Source organism: Alicyclobacillus fastidiosus, assembly GCF_026651875.1.
Taxonomy (GTDB): Bacteria; Bacillota; Bacilli; order Alicyclobacillales; family Alicyclobacillaceae; genus Alicyclobacillus; species Alicyclobacillus fastidiosus.
Genome location: NZ_CP104067.1, coordinates 975,948 through 994,528, shown reverse-complemented (window position 1 = coordinate 994,528; position 18,581 = coordinate 975,948). Strand labels below are relative to the sequence as shown.

The window sequence follows — 18,581 nt, the reverse complement described above, 5'->3', positions numbered from 1 at the left end:
GCGTCACAATTTACGAAGACCACGACGTTCATAAACCGATTCAGCCTTTTCGACTGTCATCGCTCTAGCATGCGCGTTGATAAGTGCAGCCGCTGGATCAATCCGGTCTGTTGAATGCTCCTTATCGAGCATGATGTTCTCGTTGTGGTCGATCTTCTCGACCGCGTTGCCCATGGCCCATGTCAGCACAGGGTTTTTATCATGTACAACGCGCCCGGCCAGGACCATTTCCCGAAAATTCTTCGATGGCTCGGACAACGTCCGTACGCCTTGCCGTATCTCAACGATGGTATAGCCATCGGACTCCATGTCCTGAGCAAATTGAGTAGCCGCGTACGGGTCATAGCAAATTTCCTTGATGCGCCAGCCATGTTCAGCAGCCTCACGCTCGATATAGGAACGGATAAATCGGTAGTCGACCACGGCACCCGGAGTCGCTGTTATCCATCCATCGCGGACCCACAAGTCATATGGAACTTTGTCTGTTTGGCGCTTCTCAGCGAGTGTATCTTCAGGTAAAAATGAGTGGCTTTTTACTGCAAATCGACCGTCAACTAACGAGAATTCAAATGACACACTGGTCAAGTCGATTTTCTTGGACAAATCGACACCGACGTAGCAATCGATACCCGTAAGGTCTGGCATCTCGTCCACACCGCAGGCACGCCACTTATCCATCGGCATATAGCCGTTCTCTTTCATATCCACCCACTTGTTCATGTTCTTTGTGAGGAATGACCGCATTTTTTCCGGCACGTCCCTAGCGGCCTTCAGTTCGCTCCGAAGAAAGTTCATCCCCTCTTCATATGTGGCCACAATGGGATTTGCTTTGACCCATACCGATTCATCGTTGATATCGTCTTCCGGATCCAATTCGCAGATCATGACAAAATACTCGTCGTTTTCAATGGGCGAGTTATCATCGATGATGCTCGATACGTATTGGTACTCTGTAAAACACGGTCTAGATAGGTCAAATCCTGCGGTCGTGATGATGACGATGAGTGGATTTTTTCGAGCAACCATGCCGGAGATGAGCACGTCATAAATCTCACTCGTCTCATGAACGTGGTACTCGTCGATTACGGCTATACTCGGGTTCTTTCCGTCACCGGTTTTGCGCGATTCCTTCGACAAGGGTTGAATGACAGAACCACTTTTAAGGTGTGTAATGCGTCCATAACTGTCCGTGTACTTGCCTTTTAGCAAGCCACAACCACGTATTTGACTGGCAATCTCGTTGTAAACGATGCTCGATTGCTCACGGCCCCACCCAGCAATGTAACATTCCTCTTGTTCCTCACTGAGAAAGCACGAGTATGAGGTGATGAGCGCCAACAATTGCGATTTCGCATTCTTTCTCGCCAACTGTATATACGCTTTGCGGAACCGACGAGCACCGGTATCTTTATGCTTCCAGCAAAAGATGTTAGCGATGATAAACAGTTGGAAGTCAGTCAAATCAATGCGCTGACCTGCAACGACACCCTTCGTGTGTTTGAACATGGCAGCCCATTTAAAAAAGCGATAGAGTTCGTCCGAGTCAAAAATGAGTGGGCATGATGCATCGGCCAACTTTTCGACGTCATTAAGAAAGCGTCGACATGCCGCAATGTGCTTTTTACATGCGATGACTTCACCATCGACCACCGACTCCGCATAGACAACGACTCGTTCGAGTAAATTCACAGGCTATCGCCAAAGAGCTCTTCCTCTTCGCTTCGCTCTGATTTCTCAACTTTCGGCATTGCCAGTTTGGCGCGCGAACTCGGTGTGAGACCAAACTCGAGTGACAGGGAACGCATCTGGTCATGCAACTGCTTCTTCTTTGTCAGCAGTGGATGAGGCACCTTATTCGTCTCAGCTGCCTTGTTTGTGTACTCCACAAGCAGTCCTTCCTCACGAATAATGCGTGTGCACTCCACATAATCAGCGTACGCATCGCAATAAGCCGCCAACGCATTGACATCCACGTTCGTAAGCAACTCTAACTCCTGCAACTCTTTCGCGATCCGCTTGAATTCTTTCTTTGCAACGGAGTCCAACCAGGTGGGAGGTCTAATGTTGTCTGCGCGTGGACGCAAAGACTTTTCAGCCATTGCACGCTGCTCAATCTCTTTTTTTGTCAAACGACTTTTGTTTCCATTCAAAAGTTGAAGGTGGACAGGAATTGCTTTTCGACCCAAATTGACCACCCCCTTTGCAAAATAAAACGAATTTTGTGCGCCCCGTATGCCCGCGCGGTCTTTGGCTAAAAGTCTGCAAGGATATGGATACCCCCTAGCCATCGACCTATTCCCAAACTTTTCGCGAATCCAGCAAACAATCGTTCTATGTCCATGCACCCATGTCCTCACGTGCCGTCTTAGCATCATGGTGAGGCTTGCACATAGGCTGCCAGTTGGTGCTATCCCAAAACAATTTCTTGTCACCTTTGTGTGGGACGATGTGGTCCACTACGGTTGCCGGTGTTATTCGTCCTTGGCGTTCACACTCGACACATAACGGATGTTTCTTGAGATATGCGAGCCTTACTTTACGCCATCGCGAATCGTAACCACGTTGCGCTGATGACTTACGTTCAGCATCATACCTTCGAATGTCCTCCTTATGGTCTTCACAGTATCGTTCACGGGTGAGTGCGGAACATCCTGGCTTTGAGCACGGCTTCATAGGTTTACTCGGCACAGGAATCACCACCTCATTTCAGGCAAAATAAAAACTCGCCGAAGCGAGTGAATGTCATCTATAGTCACTCATCTTTGATGGCAGTTCGGTATACAATCATAATCGACATCTTTGGTACTCCGTGCGGTTCCTTAGTGAACTCAGTAAAATGCTGAATCTGAACGAGTTCATTTCTGTGTATGTCCTTTAGGAACCAATTTGCTTTATCTTCTGCAGTACTCGTGGCATCGTCATGATAAATGACTACTTGATTAACTCGACGATACATATCTATCACCCACCCCATATATCATTATGAGGTTGACGATAAAATAAAAACCCGCCGAAGCGGGTCATCACCGTCGCTGGTTCTGGAGGTCTAATTAAACACTTCTAACGTGTCGAACGTTCCTATAAACGACAACAACGGAAAGAGTTCCTACGTCCGAAGTTGCCACCTTAAGATCCACATAATTCAGCGTGTCAATCGAACCTAAAAATTCATTTACCTCTTCCTCTACGTCTATTGGCGAACCCGTAAATATCTTTGTGCTTATCTTGCGGACTGTATAGTCCATCACGCACCAGCTTCCCTGAACTATTTGATATTGTATTCTTCATAGTCAGGAAAATAACTCATGCACCAAACAGGGGAGGTCTTTCACACTTATCACCACATTGTTTACTTACGTTCCGTTCCAACTCACGCTCAAACTTTGCTACAGACTTGATGTTGTTCTCACGCATATATGTCATGGCTTCATGTTCATGCTGTGCCGATAAGTTTGTGTAACGCATTTACATCACCATGGATGTGAAATGGGTTACTCTGTGCTTTGAATAGGACATTCCGAACCCCTCATACTCTGAGATTGGAGGAGTGGTGATAATGTCTAATGATAGCCAGTCACAGTTCAACCGTCTGTTGAGTCTTGAGAGTGAGTCTAAAATTCTGGAAGAAGAAGCACTCCGCCTGGAAAACGAAGCTGAACGATTTCGGTGTGAAGCAGACCGTTTGAAGCACTCGGTTAGAGGTCTCTATGTAGCCATTTATGAGCTTCGAGAACAAATACGGCACACCCTACGGCCCGCGCACTTAATATGCGGGCTCTCCTGTTTAATCAACACCTCTTCGTTTCTGCCTTATCGCCCCGTTACGTCGCTCATATGTATCATGTGAGCTCATCATCCGCTCGAACTCTTTCCGTTCCCTCTCCCTCTTCTCCATCTTCTTTACCTGTTCATCCGAGGGTGTCACTACTCGACCATGGCATTGTTTGCAGTTGATGGGTCTTGTGTCTGGTTTGACATTGTTTTTGCAAACCCAGCATGGTTTCATAAGGCACCACCTCGAAAACAGTTTTATATGGTTGGCTCGCTTGCAGGCTTTGTGACTTTTGTTACTCCTCGTTGCTCGCGGGAGTTACAGAGGCTTGTACACCAAAAAGGCCACACCGAAGTGTGACCATCCTTTGGGAACCTGCAGGGGCTCAAAGTCAATCAATATGCGCCGTATCCTCCACCGTATCCTCCACCGTATCCTCCACCGTATCCTGCGCCGGCTCCTGTTCCACAACCGCAACTCGGGGCGGCCACAGCTGCGCCAGCTATCGGCACCAATAAGAAGAACAGAACAAAAATAATGAGGAATACGACTGCCCATTGTGTATATCCACCGAATGTACCCATACGATACCAACCTCCTAATTTTCGAGACTGTGTATCGTACGCGGACAATTCGTAAGTTTAAACGGACACATGTCGTTTCATGAGATCAATATTTCGCATAACTGTGGTACGACTTCCTACGGCATTCGTTCCTGCAGTCAAGCGCGTGATCGTTGAATGGCACATCGCAGAACTGCACTTGTCAGGATGTCTCTTCGCGCGTTTGATACCAGAAACGAGTCTGGTGTGTTACTCACTCGGGAGTGCTGGTTTCAACACCAGCGTTGATGTTCCGATGCTTGACGGGCGAATTTTGGCATTCCATTAGAGCATCAACGCCGGGTGTCCAACCGGCGTGAGAATTTCACCGAGAAGAGTCCCCCTAACCACCACCTTCTGATGCTGATTGTGGGGTGACTGACTACATATGAGGCACATAAAAAAGACGCCTGCTGGGCCGTGTCAGCAAGCGTCTCTCGTGAGTAGTGCCTAGTACCATAATACACGGGTTATTTTGTCATGGACTGTTGAACTACTGTTGTTTTACTGTTGATTTTTTCCGCGCTGGATACTTTTCATCTTCTCGATGATATCTTGCTTCTTGTTCTTTATGTTATCTCGTTCAGCATTCATCGCCAGATTTGCAGATTGATTCTGATTACCCCGACCAGGAACTTGTCCTTTAATGTTTGGTGGCTTCTTGCGGTTCTCCGCTTTTGGCACAATGTATCCCTCCATATCTCAGAAGCATTGTACCCTAACCGATTAACAAAAGCCCGCCTCGCAGGAGTTCTATACTTAGTTTAAAAATTTAAAAAGCAGTCAGCATAAACCGACTGCCCACTTGTCAAAGGGTTGATCCACTGTTGAAATGCGCTGTTGTTTTACTGTTGATTTTCCGTCGTATTCACGAACTAAATCGTTACTTTGGCTTAACAGCATTTATGGTGTCTTTAAAATCCAGCCTTAGGGATGAGATTTTGACTTCTTGAACAGCATTCCAATCAAACGAATCGGCTTAAACAGGCGACTAGTGATGTCAGTCCACCCCAGATTTTCAATCACAATTTCGTTGAATGCGACAAACCGATGACGGTCTTCATCCCACAGTCGGTAGCGGAGCGCGCGAAGGCTGGAGGCAAAGGTAATAGGTGAAACATTGTGGAACAAGTCAGTGCTCTGATGCACCTGCTGGAGATGGTAATTCGGGACTTTGGGGCCCAAGTGATGAACGTGATGATAACCGATGTTCCCAGTCAACCATTGCAATACCTTCGGCAGTTGATAAAAGGAACTTCCCTGTAGCGCGGCACTAACAAAATCCCACTGATCTGATTTTTCAAAGTACGAGTGTTCAAACTGATGCTGGACGTAAAATAACCAGATTCCAACTACACCTGCTAGATAAAGAATAGGACCCTCCACGAGAAGTACAGCTTTCCAGCCGAGTATGAAACTGAGGCCAGTTAAGATGGCAATGAGCGTGAAATTAGTTACGTGTGTATTTACACGTTCCTTTCTTCCGGCACCTTTTCGGTTGTATCGATACTGGTTGAGAAAAAGATGGATGGGCCCGACACCAAACATGACAACGGGATTTCGATACACCCGATAAACCATTCTCTTGACGAAGGACGATTGCTTATATTCATTGACCGTCAACGTCCACATGTCCCCGGTTCCTCGTCGTTCCAAGTCACCACTAGTCGCGTGATGGACGGCATGCTCGTACTTCCACTGATGATATGGGAAGAAAGTCAAAACCCCAGTTATGATCCCGACTATCTCGTTCGCTCTTCGGCTTTTGAAGAAAGAATGGTGGCAGCAGTCATGAAATATGATGAAAATCCGAACAAAAAATCCCGATGCCAAAATAGTGAGGGGCAAAGTAACCCAAATCGAAACATTCAAACATAGATAGGCTGCCCACCATAGTCCGAGAAAGGGAGCAATAGTGTTTATAAGTTGCCAAACACTTTTTCTGGTATCCGATTTCTGAAAAGGAGCAATATCCTTCTTCCAATCTCTGTGTTCCTCTTGATTGTTTATATTCATCTTCCTTTCTTATTTCGAAGAAAAAGGAATGAGGTAACGGCGTAAACGTATTCAGAAGCTGGTTTTCTCCTATTGTTGAAATACACTCAACAACCCTCTTCCGGAAACGGAAAGCCCATGCAGAATGGTCTACATAGTTTTAACTATGTTTGGTTAACCTACAACAACCACGTTAGCGGCTTGTGGACCTTTTGGACCGTCAGTGACGTCGAATTCAACACGTTGACCTTCATCCAATGTACGAAAACCACTGCTTTGAATTGCGCTGAAGTCAACGAATACATCGTCTCCACCTTCAACTTGGATAAAACCGAATCCCTTTTCACCATTAAACCACTTCACTGTTCCATGTTGCAAAAACAATTCCTCCCATGAGGCTACCTGATTTACCAAAAAAGCCGCTCCTCTGACCCAAGGGCCAAAGCAAACGGCTCATGTATCAAAAAACATGCATTCGGTATTGATTCACCTTACCTCGTTTTACAATCTGTGTAAATACGTTACAGGAAACATTACGGAGTGTTTGGATATTTCAAATCCTCTTCAACGCCCCAATTCAGTGAATAAAATATCAATCTAATCCAACTGCCCACTTGTCAAACTGATGTAACGCCTTCTTCCGCGCTAATCGGTATTCCTCATCCGTCAACGCTACGCCGTTCCGCGCCGCGATCCTGCATACCTCTTTCCAATGCTGGTCCATGACGTATTTGTGCCAGAGAATCAAGTACCACTCGTGATACCAGCGTTTCATCTCCTCGAGAGCAAACGAGATAATTTCCTTGCGCTCCTTCAGCATCTCATACACCTGCTCTGCCTCGGCACGTTCAGCCAACCTTAGGTCGGCGACGCGCTCTGTATCCGTCAGTTCGATACGGTCTTCATCGCCTCGATACAGTTTTCGCCCAATGCTTCTCAGTTGGGCACGTTCTATCGGGTCGTCCGTTTCGCCGTTGCTCAAGCATTTCGCCACACGTGCCCGGGATGCGTATATATAGCGAAATTCCTCAGGTCTCACATGTCGCTCGATGATGGCTTTCGTCTCTTGTTGATGTTCAGTCAGTTCACTAGGCAGATGATACGCTAGATAATCCTCTTCTGGCCCCTTAGGAGTGATGCGCGGCTCATGAATCAAACCAATCCCACGCATCTTACGCTCTTGTATGGCAATCTCCACGTCTATGGTACGGAACTCTCGAAGTCGTTCAATCAAGAATCGCTCTCTGTCGCTGAAGTAAACGGCCTCGAGTTCAAAAGACTGCTGCTCTAATTTTTCGCCCTGTTGTTGCACACCCTCACCTCCACTTATGCACAGAAGGTTGTGAATATCCTGTGGATTACTCTTCGTGTGTATGAATCTCGTCTCGTTCGGTGATACTAGGCACGGTTGCTAAATTGCTAACTCCTTAGCTCTATACCCCCTTGAATGACCGCCCGGCAGAATACTGTGGCGGTATTTTTTATCTCTTCCGGCGTTACCATGAGTGGTCATGAATACTCTGTGGAACAATCGGTGAAGTTACTTTCGGCGGCCTCACCGTCCGCTCACCGATAGGCACCGCCCAGTCGTCCATGCTGTGCGGTGTTCTTTATCCCAACACTTCAATCTCTATCTCCAACCTCGGGTTCTGCTTGTCCACATCAAAGTCCATCACCTAGGGCAGTACCCACCGATCGTCTTCCCATACAACGCCAGTCAGCGCGTCCTGGAGCAGTTTCAGCGGATTATCCTGGTCGTGTCTTCGTCGGTCACCCCAGTAGTACCAAACCTTCAACGCCACCTTCGTTCCATTGGGCACCATCTGCTGACGTCGCGCCATCGTCACCCTTCTTCCTCTTCCTGCGCCTCTCAGCGACCACCTCAACCGCTGTAATCCAGTCCTCGACATCTTCAGCGTCCGGGGTGCTTACGCGCTCTATATCGGCCTTCAGCTTCGCCAGCTTGAGCCGCTGCTCTTCCATCCGCAGACCGTCCGGCAACATTTCTTCGTACCGCGTAATCATCCGCTCAAGAGATGCCATTGCACGCGACTGAGCCTCAAGGAAGCTACGCTGCTTGGCCCACGCGGGCTGAACCATCTTGGTGACCGTTTCGGAATCAAGTCCTGACGATTCAGCTATGACAAACTCCGAATGGTCTTCATGGTCCTGAACCCACATGATGCGCTGGGCCCGAACAATAGCGGTGTACTGAATCACGATGTTTTCCCACAAGATGTCGAGTGGAGACTTCGCGTCGATCTCGTTGATGATCGCCAAGGTTTCATCGTCGTCAGGGAAGATGCGACGGAAGAAGCCATGTCTGACAGCGTTCTGATTGCCTTTCATCTTTGCCGCGGGTGCGCCAGTTGACTTCCCACCATGTAAGCGACAACGACCATTCTCCATGGGGGCGTTCTTGCACTTCCCACCGGATCTCGTCTTTGCGCCACATAGAGCCATCGTCACCACCTCTTACATGGGGTTTGTTTTGCAATCACCGTATCATTTCCAGAGACAATAATAGCCGCGCGTGGGTTTATGCTTGAGGCACGGGAAAATTGCGGATGCGATTCCCGTCCGCGACGATGAGTTGTTCGTTTGGAGCCATTTCTTCTCCCAAAGGCGACAACACTTCTCTCTTCGTGCACACCCTCTCTTCACTTGGCCGTCCAGTCCATTCCTGGGCGGTCTCTTTGTGAAGAAATGAAAAAGCCATCCAGAAGGACGGCCTGTGATTTATCACCTAAACCTTATTCTGTTTTCCGTGTTGTGACTTGCCTTGTACCATCGCCATGCTCGCCTGATGTACATAGGTGATGCGACAAGGTATAGGGTAACGTAAAACGCGACCGCAAAGATGTAAATCAGCCCCTTAACGGCAAACACAAACAAGTGTCGCACAATGTATCCCAACAATGACCCTCCAGCGGATCGAAGATAATTCCGTTATATACCACTGGATATAATGATCTGCTGCGCTGTTCCATGCCCTCACCTTCACTTACACACGTAATGTTCCGAATATAGTGTCGATTACATTTTCGACCATAGTCTCTGCCTATTTGCTCTTCTGGGCGCTGTATTTATCGTTTATATAGTGAATAACTGTGGTATGGATGATATAGACTGCATACAGTTAGAGTGCTACGGGATGCTGCTTGAAGACTGCACGTTAGACTCTGGCGAAAGTGAGTACAGGAAGGCGCGAGCCCCCTTGAATTCGCTAAATCAAAAGTTGTGTAAGCTGCACCTTACACACGTGATCTTTTGGACTTTTTGCGCTTCCATTGACGCACCAGTCGCAATATGCCGGCAGCGACTTGAAGCAGCAGAAGAGCGATTTTCAGGGCGGACGTGATGTCTTTCAATGTTAGTATCCCCTCTCAGTAAAGGGGCCCAACGTCTCCTGTTCTCATATATATTTTTCCATATTCCTTAATATTCCGTTGACAGACAAAATATTGACATGTTATGTGTCGTTTCCTCCTCTCATCCTAGGTATCTCTTCAGGCTTCACCACTGTCAGCGGCACTCCATAGCGATACTCAAACATCCGCTTGCGCAGGCTGAAGTCTCGGGCGGCAAAACCCTTCACATCGACCACCTCGCGCCGGCCGTCCGCATACACGACCTCGAAGTCAGCCGTGTACTTGATAGCCGAACGCTTGTGTCCGGCCACCTTGTACGATGGCTGCAGTTCAAACTGCGGCTGCAAGCGTATGTCGGTGACCTCTCCTGACTGCTGTAGTGAAAGCAGATATAGGTAGTAGTCGCGCTCGGCCTTGGAGTCAAATATCTGGCCTGCGAATTGCTTCTTTGCTCCGTATTTGTTGCCACGCCTCGGAATCGAACCTACCCTCGTCACTCTTGCACCTCCCCGAATTCACTGCAAATAATGTGTAACCGCTGATGCACAATCGCATACAATATGCCAGGACCGAGGGGGGTAACAAGCCCTGTATATGAGCAGAGCGGGACTCAGTTCACAGGTATCTGCCCCCTTGTTCTCACTCAGCCACTGCATCTATGCTCATCCCTCCACCTGTGTCCTGTCGGGCACCTGTACGTAACGCCGAGGAAAAAGACTTACTATACTGTCTCAAGCCTGTGAGACTGGCCAGCCACGGCCATCTCTCAAGGATTCAAATACGTCTGTGGGGAGCAAAACGTCGATCACCCAGAGGGTTATGGTCGTCCCCATAGACGATTACATATGTCCCTCACTCACCCACTGCATTCAAATCACTCCCGTATTTAGACATCCGTCGATATCCGTCTGACGGGAATTGGATTATGATATGACACACCGTACAGCTTGGGAACGACAGGTCAGTGTCCCAACCACTCGTCTTGTCGTTCCCCTTCATCCCCGGTTACCCAGCCACTGCATTCGTGTCACCTTCTGCTCTGTCTTGTCCGATATTCGTACCTATCCATCCGATAAGGATCTGACTATCTTATATCAAGCCTGTGGGGGCACCTCACTCCTCGAACCGATTAATAGCCCAACTCGGTCCCCACAGGCGTTACATATCACTGGGCATCTGTCTGTATGCGTCTGATGGAATTTTTAATACGATGTAGCACGCCGTGGGAACGACATCGCTGAGAATCCTACCTTCTTGGTCTGTCGTTCCCACCCGTCCTCAGTTACTCATCCACTGCATTCTTGCCGCTCCAAAGTCCATAATCTTCAGACTGAACAACTCGACATACTTTGCACCCCAGACTGGATATACTAGTCAACGTGTCTTGGGAAGGGCAGCGAGTGTGGCTGCCAGTGCCGTCAGCGTAGGTGGGGCTGACGGCGTACCATCCAGTAGTCACTCATCCATATCACCCTCTCTGATACACTTAGCGTCATATCCAAAACATCCCGTGTTTCTGTCGTCCCGTAGTGTCCCAAACGAACCAGGCATAGTCTGTTGCGTCCGTCCCGTTCCCGGTGAAACTCGGCCGCTTGGTCAACACGTGAATCGCTGTCGGCGGGTGCTTCTCCCAGAACTCTTTGCGCTTCCCAGAGGCAAGGAAGTTCAGTCGCAGGAGCATGATCACGCAATTGGCGAGTGTCAGCGACTTCTCGACGAACTCCTGCGCTAGTGAAAATGGCGGATTGGTGATGACAAAGTCGAACCGTTCGCCGAAGAAGTCGTACTCGAGGAAGTCTCGCCCCATCTGTATCTCGCACCACTCGATATGAGACACCCACTGCACATGCTCAATCACTCGTGAGATAGCGCCATCACCGCAACACGGTTCCAGCACCCGACTGTCACTTGTCCACACAATCTCTCTCACAATCGCCTCTGTGCACCATGAAGGCGTCGGGTACGAATCATTTGCGTTCCGCTTGTGATTCGCTCGGTTAGTCGCGCTCAAGTCCTTCCCTCCTCCTCAAACTCATCTGCCACCATGATCAACGCTTCCCGCTTTGCCTCGTCCGGTATATCCAAGGCCATCAGGTACCTGGTGACGTATGCTGCTATCTCAAGCAACGTGGGTTTGCTCGGTGCATCGACTTGTGACACTTGTATCCTCCTCGTTCATTTCCCATAGGGTGAGCTGCTCGAATACCGTCGCCATCGCAAAGTCGACCTGCGGTACAGAGCGATACTTACCATGTCCACGCACCGGTTCCGGCAACTTCGGCAATTTGACGTCATTCCGCTTCCGTGCCGTTCGAAGGTACGGGACGTCATGGCCTTCCTTGCGAAGCTTTTGGATTACGCGATAGAGATCCCAGGGGGGCCGCTCAAGTGCGTAGGAGAGCGAGATGATATCGTCCTTTCCCCACCAGTCGACGAGGTACTGGATATCCAGCGTAGTCCACTCCGTCCCGGTTTTCGGGAAGTACTCGTCCCACTCTTCGTCGGTGATCTCCTGTAGAGCCGGATGGTGTTTGATATTTACCTTGCTCTTTGGCATTTGGCGTCACCCCACGGTCTTCGGAAACAGCTTGTAGAACTCGCCATACCGGCTGTCTGGCTCATTAGGGGCCCGGGCTTCACGCCTCGTAACAGGCTTTGTTTCCCCACGCGTAATCCGACCGGCTTTACGCCAGTTGTTGAGTACAGTCTGTACGTAGGCCAGGGTCGTTGCCTTGTGCGTCACCGCCTCGAGGAAGGCCTCACTCACCCACTCGAAATCGAAGTCCTCGAGCATGGCAATGAGCTTCTCCCGGACCATAGGTGTGATCTGGCCAAAGCCCTCGGCTTGGTAAGCGCGTGCAATTTGCCCTAGCTCAATATCCGTATACCGTTGTCTTAGCGATGACGACGAATCTTTTCGTTCAGCCGGTGCAGTCGCTGCTACTTCCTCAATGGCACTCTGTAGCACTAATGCTCCCTGTTCTTTGTCTTTTAGTTCTGTTAGGTTCTGTTCTAGTTCTGTTAAGTTCTCTTCTGTTGACCGTGAAATTCCCGGAACTTCCGTGACTTGCTCGGAACCCTCTGCAGGATCAGGGAAAGCTGACTTTGTTCGCTTATGAAGTCCGGTCTGGTGCCGTTCCCAAGTATTAAACTGGATGTACCTAACACCGGAGACTTCATACCATGTGATCAGGTCTTGTTCGACCATCTCTTGGATTGCTTTCTCCACTTCGTGAACACTCTCTGGACGCATCGGCATAACGAGAGCTTTCACCTTCGCTGGCGACCCCGGCATACGCCCAAAGTCGTCAGCGTGTGCAATCATCCACGTGAACAGAAGGCTCGCGAAAGTCGACATGCTATTCACTTGCTCGGACACTGAAATCGACTTGCTAATCATCCTTCGGTTCGCCACTGCAAACCCTCCTCACGCTACTCGGGGTCTCCATGCTTCGATGTACCTTAACACTTGCTGTAACTCTGTTCTGCGAACATCCTTGTAACTCGGTACCGCCCAACGATCCTTTATTTCACGGTAAAGTTGGCTGTAGAGCTGGGGACGCTTGAGGGGTTCATGCTCAAGCTCGTATACCCGCTTCGACACTGCCTTCTGTAGCCGCCTTTGCTCTCCGCTATCGAGAGTGATTTGCTCTTCAACCTTGACCGCCAGCGTCTTAATCTCTTGAGCTTGCACAGCCATCATTTCTCGAATTTGCTCCTGCCCTTCCACGAGATCCGCTGTCGTCCGAAGGACGGTAACGAGCGCCTGCTCTTTGGACAGGGGCACCACGTTTTCCTGAGTGTCGTACTTACCTGTCTTACGAATCGAGGGAATAACCTCGTGGGTGATCCATCGCTTAAACGTGCGCGCCTCTGGTTTTCGGCTCCCAAGAACGAGCGAGTACAAGCCGGGTTCGTTTACGACAAGAACGTCCTGAATTCCACCAGGGGTACGAATTGAACTCGTACCCTTTTCGTCTTCATCCAGTCGAGCAACCGCTTTAGAAACGTCCCCCAACTCGAGGGCCGCACAAACATCTCGCGCGACGAACCACGCATTCCCATCGATTACAACTGTCCGAACCGGCTGCATATCGTACTCGAATACCTGTAGCTCTTGCATGTGCACTACCTCCCTACTGGAACAGTTAGAATCTGACCGGGTTGTAAATCACCGCTGATGCGATTGTGCTGCTCGATCCAATGCACAACGGCTTGTGTGTTATCTGTGTCGTCAAACCTTTCCGCGATACTCCACTCGGTGTCTCCGGCTTTAACGGTGTATGTAGTCGTTTTGATGTGCGCCGGTACCGAGCCGCGGTTCAATCCGATCCAGGCTGCTATTATGAAGAGTCCAAAAGCTCCAGCGAGTGGGGCCGCTGAAAGCAGCCCCTTTGCAAGTAGCGATTTAGAACGGAAGCTCCTCGCCGTCGAGTAGGTTTTTCTGTTCTCCGTCAACTGGCTCTGCCTCATCGCCACTCGTCTCGACCTCCCTCGCTTCCACATCCACAGGTGGTTGATGGTCGGCATTGAGATACTCAGTGAGCTTGTCCATGTCCTCGAACGTCCACTTAGTCGGGTCTTGCTTATCGACAACGGCTAACCCAATCTCCCGCAGTGCGTCTCCATCGATGCCATAGCCCTGCGCCAAGGCAGAAAGCGCATTGATTTTCTCTTTCCACCGTGTCTTAAAGTCCTGTTTGGCACGCTCTGCTTCTGGGCGATGTGGCGTGCGCGGTGAGTCTGACGTTGTGAACTGGGGTTCCGCAAACTCCTCTTGTGTCACGAGACCGTTGATTCCAAACTGTCTTTTGAGGACAAACGCCTCTGCGACCTTCTGAATCATGGCACTGGGGTACTTCTTCCAAGTTGAGTTGCCCTGGTTGTACTCATCGAAGTCCACAAAGCAGATCTGCGGCTTCAGTCGTTTGTGATACGCGATGGCCCATGCGCCGATGATTCTTCCACGCTTGGTGCCAAACTTGTGCGTCACCTGATCGCCCATTGCGTCTATCTCGAACACGTCGCCTTCCCGAACGACGAATGACTTGATCCCGTCGAAGTCGACATTGCTTTGAGCGATTTTCAGATACCCGTCGCGGCTGGTCATGATGGTAGCTGCGGAATTCTTGTCGTACTTGATGCACCAAATCTCTTTCTTGAATGGGTCAAGGCCGTACTGTCCAGCGAGATACAGGAACATCTCTAGCTCGTCGTTGGTGGTTCCTTTTGCAACGGTGTTTTTGATGAGTTCCACCTTCTCAGGAGGGAACCGGTTTAGAGCGCCCCCCTGCACCACTTGCAAGTGCTTCTCAGCCGTAGACATTACTCGGCCACCTCCACGCTGAATTTCGTTCCACCAACTTTGATAGCGACACCCGGTACGATCTCGCCATTTCCGTCGACCACAGCAGGCTGCCCGTCGATATCGACCAGGGAGAGAGTCTTTTTGTACTCGCCCCAGTCGACGGTCTCAACAACCTTCACGAACGCCTCTTCCCCGTTTGACTTTAGGTGCTCGAGAATCGCCTTTTCATCGAGCTTCGATGGTTCGGATTTAACCGTCCGCGACTTGAGAACACCGTGTGGAAGCTTCACTGATTTGTTGTGCTTCGGATCATTCTCCAATAACTGCTTATGCCAGGCGGTTAGATGAGCCGTGAAGAATTCAGCGTCTCGGTCGAGGCTTTCACACTCGTTTTTGAGCCAAGTCTGAAGCCGCTCAATTTCCGACTGGACGTACGATTCGTACTCCTTGCGCTTCGCTTGGTTAGCAGCCAACTTCCTCATGCACCAATCGGCAGAACTAATGTCGTGCACCCTGAAACCAGCCATTTCTTCACGACGTTCCTCGAACTCAGCCATTTCCTGTAGCTGCAACGGATTCATTGCCATTGTTAAAATCCCCCTTCGTAATCTTCTGGGAAAAAGATACGATCCTCGATCTCGTCTTCTAGATCTCGTGGGTCACGTTCCATGTACCGTTACGCCTTCCTACGCTTAAACAATTGAAACGGAGCAATTTTGGAGAATACCCTTTCGATCCGTCCCATTTTCTGTAGTTTCGTTCCGCACCTATAACAAAAGTTAGCTGGACCAGATATCGTTCTAGGGCACTTTGGACATTTGCCGACTTCACCTTCGGCCACGATAAGGGGCCATAAGCCGTGTTGTTTGAGGTACTCAACGTTCATCTACCGCACCGCCTTTCGTTCGTGCTATACTTGGTTCACAGTGTTTTTTTGTATGCAGGCTCTCGTTGGCGCGAGAGCTTTTTTCGTGCCTCTTGATGTCCTCCATGATTGCGGCTGCGCTCTTAAGTGCCGCTGTAATGCGATCCGTCAACGCCTCACCACCCTTCAGTGTTCTTGCACAAGCCTGAGTGACCTCAACTTTGCGTAATGCGCGTTGTGGAGTTCCTTAAATGAGAACCCATATTCCTCGCACTGGACGGCCACGTACATGTACTCGTGAACTATGGAGTCCAGCACCTCCAATAGATGCTCCTTTCGCTGATTCCTCTCGCGTTCAGTCTCCCGTTCTGGCGGCTTTGAGGTGTGAAATCTCTGAATGGCATCCATCGACTCCGACATTTCATGTAGGCAACGCTCTCGAACCGATGAACGGTGAAGATCCACGTTGTCTCCGTTCAAATAGACGGGGCCAACTCCACCCGTCATCTCATGCATGGCCGTGATAGAGACAGCTGGATGGTCGAGCTTGTCCACCAATATCGGTGCGATGTCCGGCGCCACCCTTCTTTCGTCGCGCTCAATGCGACCGATCATGCTTTGGCCGTAAGGAATGCCTAAGTCGGTTTGCGAAAGGCCCCTGGCCTTACGTACTTCCTTGATGACTTGTCCTAAACTCACCGCGAGACACCTTCTCTTTGTCCTATTCGGTTATCAAAGTACGACTGCGGAGCGTGGTATTTTTTATGTATGAAACCTCTGCTTCGCCCCGTTCCACTTACCTCTCGTTACATATCTGCTAGACACTGCACCTTACGAATCCCAGCTGACTGAGTACCCCCTACTCACGCCAGCGATTTATCTTTCTTCTCTTGAGCTTCCATCCACAACCGAAGCCCTTCTTTGCGAACCAACAACTTTCGGCCCACTCGGAACACCGGGAAGTCCGGGCGCCGTGCAACCTCGTACACGGTCGGCATCGAGATCTGTAGGATTTCCGCAACCTGCCCCATCGTCAAAACATCGGGATAAGCGATTCCAAATTCACTGGGCTCCAACTGCACTGGTGTAACTTCGTTCATGGTCTACCCCTTTCAAAACGATCCATCTCCTCCCACGTGGAATTCTTTGAAGCACCATATCCAACGAAAGGAGGCGAAGAGTTTGGACGATACAGACAAACAAATTGCATGTGCTCAATGCGGCTTTGACGACCACGAAGAGAATGCAGAGTACTGCGAACGATGCGGAATCCCCCTCTATAACGTTTGCGTAAATTCATCATGTCCGGCTCGGTATGATGACGATCAGGATGTGCACCTCTCACCTCAAGCCGCTTACTGCCCCTTTTGCGGTGAAAAAACGTATTACGCTAACAAAGGAATCTTGATTCCGCAGAATGGACAGTAATTTCGTTGACGTTTGATTCGAAACACCCGACGGCATGCAGGGCAACTGTCAAAACGCTTGTCCTGCATCTTCCCGGGTACCTCTTCAACCCGTTTCTCGTCCATGTCGCACCTCCTATGCAATAAAACACTGACTAGGGATTCAGCCCTGACGACAAGGTATATCGCTCCAACTCCTCTTTAGTGGCACGGGAACGTAAAGCATCAAGTCCGAAATCCCGTCGAATGCAATCCTCCATGCTCCCAGGCTGTTCGCCGTCATCGTCACTGTCCTGACTAGGGTCACAAGCCGTCGTTGCCTCGACGGCTCCAGCCCGACTCGACGCCAATAAGTCATCTAGAAACCGCCTCAACTCTTCCCTCACGATCTCCCGAACCCGTTTCTCGTCCATGTCGCACCTCCTTTGTTGTGTGGTTTGAAGGTTTTTCCACTCTTTCACCGAAGTTACAGTTAAAGGTGGTGATACTGTGACCGAGGAAGAAATTGCTCTTCAGATAACTCAACAGCTAATTGAAAAGGGAGCCCTCAACTCCGATTTTCAAAGATCCATGGGCTCTAAGGATGGAACAATACTGCTTGCCGAAGCGGCAGCCACTCTCTACAACAACGTCCTAACGAATCTCAAGGCAGCCGACTAATCGCATCGAGGTACGCGTTTGATGCTTCGCTGAACTCCTTCACGTAAGCAGGCGTTGCATCATTAGATGGCAAAGCATTTTTTACAAACACGAGGTACGATTGCCATAGCAAGTTACGTGCCTCGTTCCACTCCTCGTTCGACGGAAAACCATTGTTGTCCATATCGCACCTCCTATGCGGTGTGGTTTGAAGGTTTTTCCACTCTTTCACCGAACACATTGGTGAAGGGTGATGGTGTGATGACGCAAGTAGAGCTAGAACGAACTCTCGAAATATTGAAACGCGAAGTGTATCCAGAGATTTTCGAGGTCCTACACGCTAACATCCAAAAGATGTACGAACGGTTGATTGAATCTGACCTGGATGAGCCATCTACTGTTCTTGCACTCTGTCAATTCGCATCATGTCAGGCGTTCGAGAAAGCAGTTGCCCTCACACTCAGCGTTCTCTCGGATCCGTCTCCCGACGGTACGTACCCACCTCTGTTTCGCGTCAAGTGACAACTGATAACGTTTGGCGAGTGCAATGAACGAATCCAACTCCACGTCACTCGCCTGACGTGCAACTAGTTGCTTTATGGCCCTCACATTCATGTCACACC

26 protein-coding genes are annotated in these 18,581 nt (G+C 49.7%); 1 reads left to right on the top strand and 25 read right to left on the bottom strand.

Annotated elements, in window-relative coordinates; translation table 11 throughout:
* Positions 1–3: 3 nt before the first annotated feature.
* The 23 genes from NZD89_RS05160 to NZD89_RS05055 all read right to left on the bottom strand — a co-directional run bounded on the left by NZD89_RS05160 (position 4) and on the right by NZD89_RS05055 (position 17,732).
* Entirely contained in the window at positions 4–1,689 is a 1,686-nt protein-coding gene (locus tag NZD89_RS05160) for a terminase large subunit (RefSeq protein WP_268006695.1), read from the bottom strand.
* Positions 1,686–2,195 (bottom strand): phage terminase small subunit P27 family, encoded by a 510-nt coding sequence (locus NZD89_RS05155; RefSeq protein WP_268008398.1) that lies wholly within the window; start codon positions 2,193–2,195, stop codon positions 1,686–1,688. The genes NZD89_RS05160 and NZD89_RS05155 overlap by 4 nt, the downstream gene beginning before the upstream one ends.
* 136 nt (positions 2,196–2,331) lie before the next feature.
* Positions 2,332–2,673 carry an HNH endonuclease gene (locus tag NZD89_RS05150; protein WP_268008397.1) on the bottom strand — a complete coding sequence of 114 codons (342 nt, stop codon included), beginning with the start codon at positions 2,671–2,673 and terminating at the stop codon, positions 2,332–2,334.
* 79 nt (positions 2,674–2,752) lie between these two features.
* On the bottom strand, positions 2,753–2,956 hold the full coding sequence (locus NZD89_RS05145) for a hypothetical protein (protein WP_268006694.1): 204 nt from the start codon (positions 2,954–2,956) through the stop codon (positions 2,753–2,755).
* Positions 2,957–4,167: 1,211 nt separating this feature from the next.
* Positions 4,168–4,356, bottom strand: a complete 189-nt coding sequence (locus NZD89_RS05140; protein ID WP_268006693.1) for a hypothetical protein — start codon at positions 4,354–4,356, stop codon at positions 4,168–4,170.
* 522 nt (positions 4,357–4,878) lie between these two features.
* The gene (locus NZD89_RS05135; RefSeq protein WP_268006692.1) at positions 4,879–5,058 is read right to left on the bottom strand and encodes a hypothetical protein; all 180 of its coding nucleotides are present in this window, start codon (positions 5,056–5,058) and stop codon (positions 4,879–4,881) included.
* Between the two features lie 243 nt (positions 5,059–5,301).
* On the bottom strand, positions 5,302–6,390 hold the full coding sequence (desA, locus tag NZD89_RS05130; RefSeq protein ID WP_268006691.1) for a Delta(5) desaturase DesA: 1,089 nt from the start codon (positions 6,388–6,390) through the stop codon (positions 5,302–5,304).
* 153 nt (positions 6,391–6,543) lie between these two features.
* The gene (locus NZD89_RS05125) at positions 6,544–6,747 is read right to left on the bottom strand and encodes a cold-shock protein (RefSeq protein WP_268006690.1); all 204 of its coding nucleotides are present in this window, start codon (positions 6,745–6,747) and stop codon (positions 6,544–6,546) included.
* A gap of 214 nt (positions 6,748–6,961) precedes the next feature.
* On the bottom strand, positions 6,962–7,681 hold the full coding sequence (locus tag NZD89_RS05120) for a hypothetical protein (RefSeq protein WP_268006689.1): 720 nt from the start codon (positions 7,679–7,681) through the stop codon (positions 6,962–6,964).
* A gap of 364 nt (positions 7,682–8,045) precedes the next feature.
* A complete protein-coding gene (locus NZD89_RS29465) occupies positions 8,046–8,192 on the bottom strand; it encodes a RusA family crossover junction endodeoxyribonuclease (RefSeq protein ID WP_369125258.1) in 147 nt (48 codons plus the stop codon).
* Positions 8,140–8,832, bottom strand: a complete 693-nt coding sequence (gene terS, locus NZD89_RS05115) for a phage terminase small subunit (protein WP_268006688.1) — start codon at positions 8,830–8,832, stop codon at positions 8,140–8,142. Before terS ends, NZD89_RS29465 begins: the two co-directional genes overlap by 53 nt.
* A gap of 1,009 nt (positions 8,833–9,841) precedes the next feature.
* Positions 9,842–10,237 (bottom strand): DUF1064 domain-containing protein, encoded by a 396-nt coding sequence (locus NZD89_RS05110; RefSeq protein WP_268006687.1) that lies wholly within the window; start codon positions 10,235–10,237, stop codon positions 9,842–9,844.
* A 995-nt stretch (positions 10,238–11,232) separates the two neighbouring features.
* A complete protein-coding gene (locus NZD89_RS05105) occupies positions 11,233–11,751 on the bottom strand; it encodes a class I SAM-dependent methyltransferase (protein ID WP_268006686.1) in 519 nt (172 codons plus the stop codon).
* Positions 11,748–11,900, bottom strand: a complete 153-nt coding sequence (locus NZD89_RS05100) for a hypothetical protein (RefSeq protein WP_268006685.1) — start codon at positions 11,898–11,900, stop codon at positions 11,748–11,750. Before NZD89_RS05100 ends, NZD89_RS05105 begins: the two co-directional genes overlap by 4 nt.
* Positions 11,860–12,297, bottom strand: a complete 438-nt coding sequence (locus NZD89_RS05095; RefSeq protein ID WP_268006684.1) for a hypothetical protein — start codon at positions 12,295–12,297, stop codon at positions 11,860–11,862. The genes NZD89_RS05100 and NZD89_RS05095 overlap by 41 nt, the downstream gene beginning before the upstream one ends.
* A 6-nt stretch (positions 12,298–12,303) precedes the next feature.
* Complete coding sequence (locus NZD89_RS05090) at positions 12,304–13,155, bottom strand: DnaD domain-containing protein (protein ID WP_268006683.1); 852 nt, start codon at positions 13,153–13,155, stop codon at positions 12,304–12,306.
* A gap of 12 nt (positions 13,156–13,167) precedes the next feature.
* The gene (locus NZD89_RS05085; RefSeq protein WP_268006682.1) at positions 13,168–13,863 is read right to left on the bottom strand and encodes a BRO family protein; all 696 of its coding nucleotides are present in this window, start codon (positions 13,861–13,863) and stop codon (positions 13,168–13,170) included.
* A 285-nt stretch (positions 13,864–14,148) separates the two neighbouring features.
* On the bottom strand, positions 14,149–15,066 hold the full coding sequence (bet, locus tag NZD89_RS05080; protein ID WP_268006681.1) for a phage recombination protein Bet: 918 nt from the start codon (positions 15,064–15,066) through the stop codon (positions 14,149–14,151).
* Complete coding sequence (locus NZD89_RS05075) at positions 15,066–15,635, bottom strand: host-nuclease inhibitor Gam family protein (RefSeq protein ID WP_268006680.1); 570 nt, start codon at positions 15,633–15,635, stop codon at positions 15,066–15,068. Before NZD89_RS05075 ends, bet begins: the two co-directional genes overlap by 1 nt.
* 464 nt (positions 15,636–16,099) lie before the next feature.
* Positions 16,100–16,612 (bottom strand): helix-turn-helix domain-containing protein, encoded by a 513-nt coding sequence (locus NZD89_RS05070; protein ID WP_268006679.1) that lies wholly within the window; start codon positions 16,610–16,612, stop codon positions 16,100–16,102.
* 164 nt (positions 16,613–16,776) lie between these two features.
* Positions 16,777–17,013: a helix-turn-helix domain-containing protein gene (locus NZD89_RS05065; RefSeq protein ID WP_268006678.1), complete on the bottom strand. Its 237-nt coding sequence runs from the start codon at positions 17,011–17,013 to the stop codon at positions 16,777–16,779.
* A gap of 285 nt (positions 17,014–17,298) precedes the next feature.
* Positions 17,299–17,445, bottom strand: coding sequence for a hypothetical protein (locus tag NZD89_RS05060; protein ID WP_268006677.1), 147 nt, complete (start codon positions 17,443–17,445; stop codon positions 17,299–17,301).
* A 29-nt stretch (positions 17,446–17,474) separates the two neighbouring features.
* Positions 17,475–17,732 (bottom strand): hypothetical protein, encoded by a 258-nt coding sequence (locus NZD89_RS05055; protein ID WP_268006676.1) that lies wholly within the window; start codon positions 17,730–17,732, stop codon positions 17,475–17,477.
* 76 nt (positions 17,733–17,808) lie between these two features.
* On the opposite strand from NZD89_RS05055, the gene NZD89_RS05050 reads away from it, so the two are divergent.
* Complete coding sequence (locus tag NZD89_RS05050; RefSeq protein ID WP_268006675.1) at positions 17,809–17,979, top strand: hypothetical protein; 171 nt, start codon at positions 17,809–17,811, stop codon at positions 17,977–17,979.
* Here NZD89_RS05050 and NZD89_RS05045 read toward each other — a convergent pair.
* Together NZD89_RS05045 and NZD89_RS05040 are read right to left on the bottom strand one after the other, a co-directional pair.
* Complete coding sequence (locus tag NZD89_RS05045; RefSeq protein ID WP_268006674.1) at positions 17,963–18,142, bottom strand: hypothetical protein; 180 nt, start codon at positions 18,140–18,142, stop codon at positions 17,963–17,965. The two genes, NZD89_RS05050 and NZD89_RS05045, sit on opposite strands and share 17 nt — an antisense overlap.
* Positions 18,143–18,381: 239 nt before the next feature.
* Positions 18,382–18,573: a hypothetical protein gene (locus NZD89_RS05040; RefSeq protein ID WP_268006673.1), complete on the bottom strand. Its 192-nt coding sequence runs from the start codon at positions 18,571–18,573 to the stop codon at positions 18,382–18,384.
* Between the last annotated feature and the right edge of the window lie 8 nt (positions 18,574–18,581).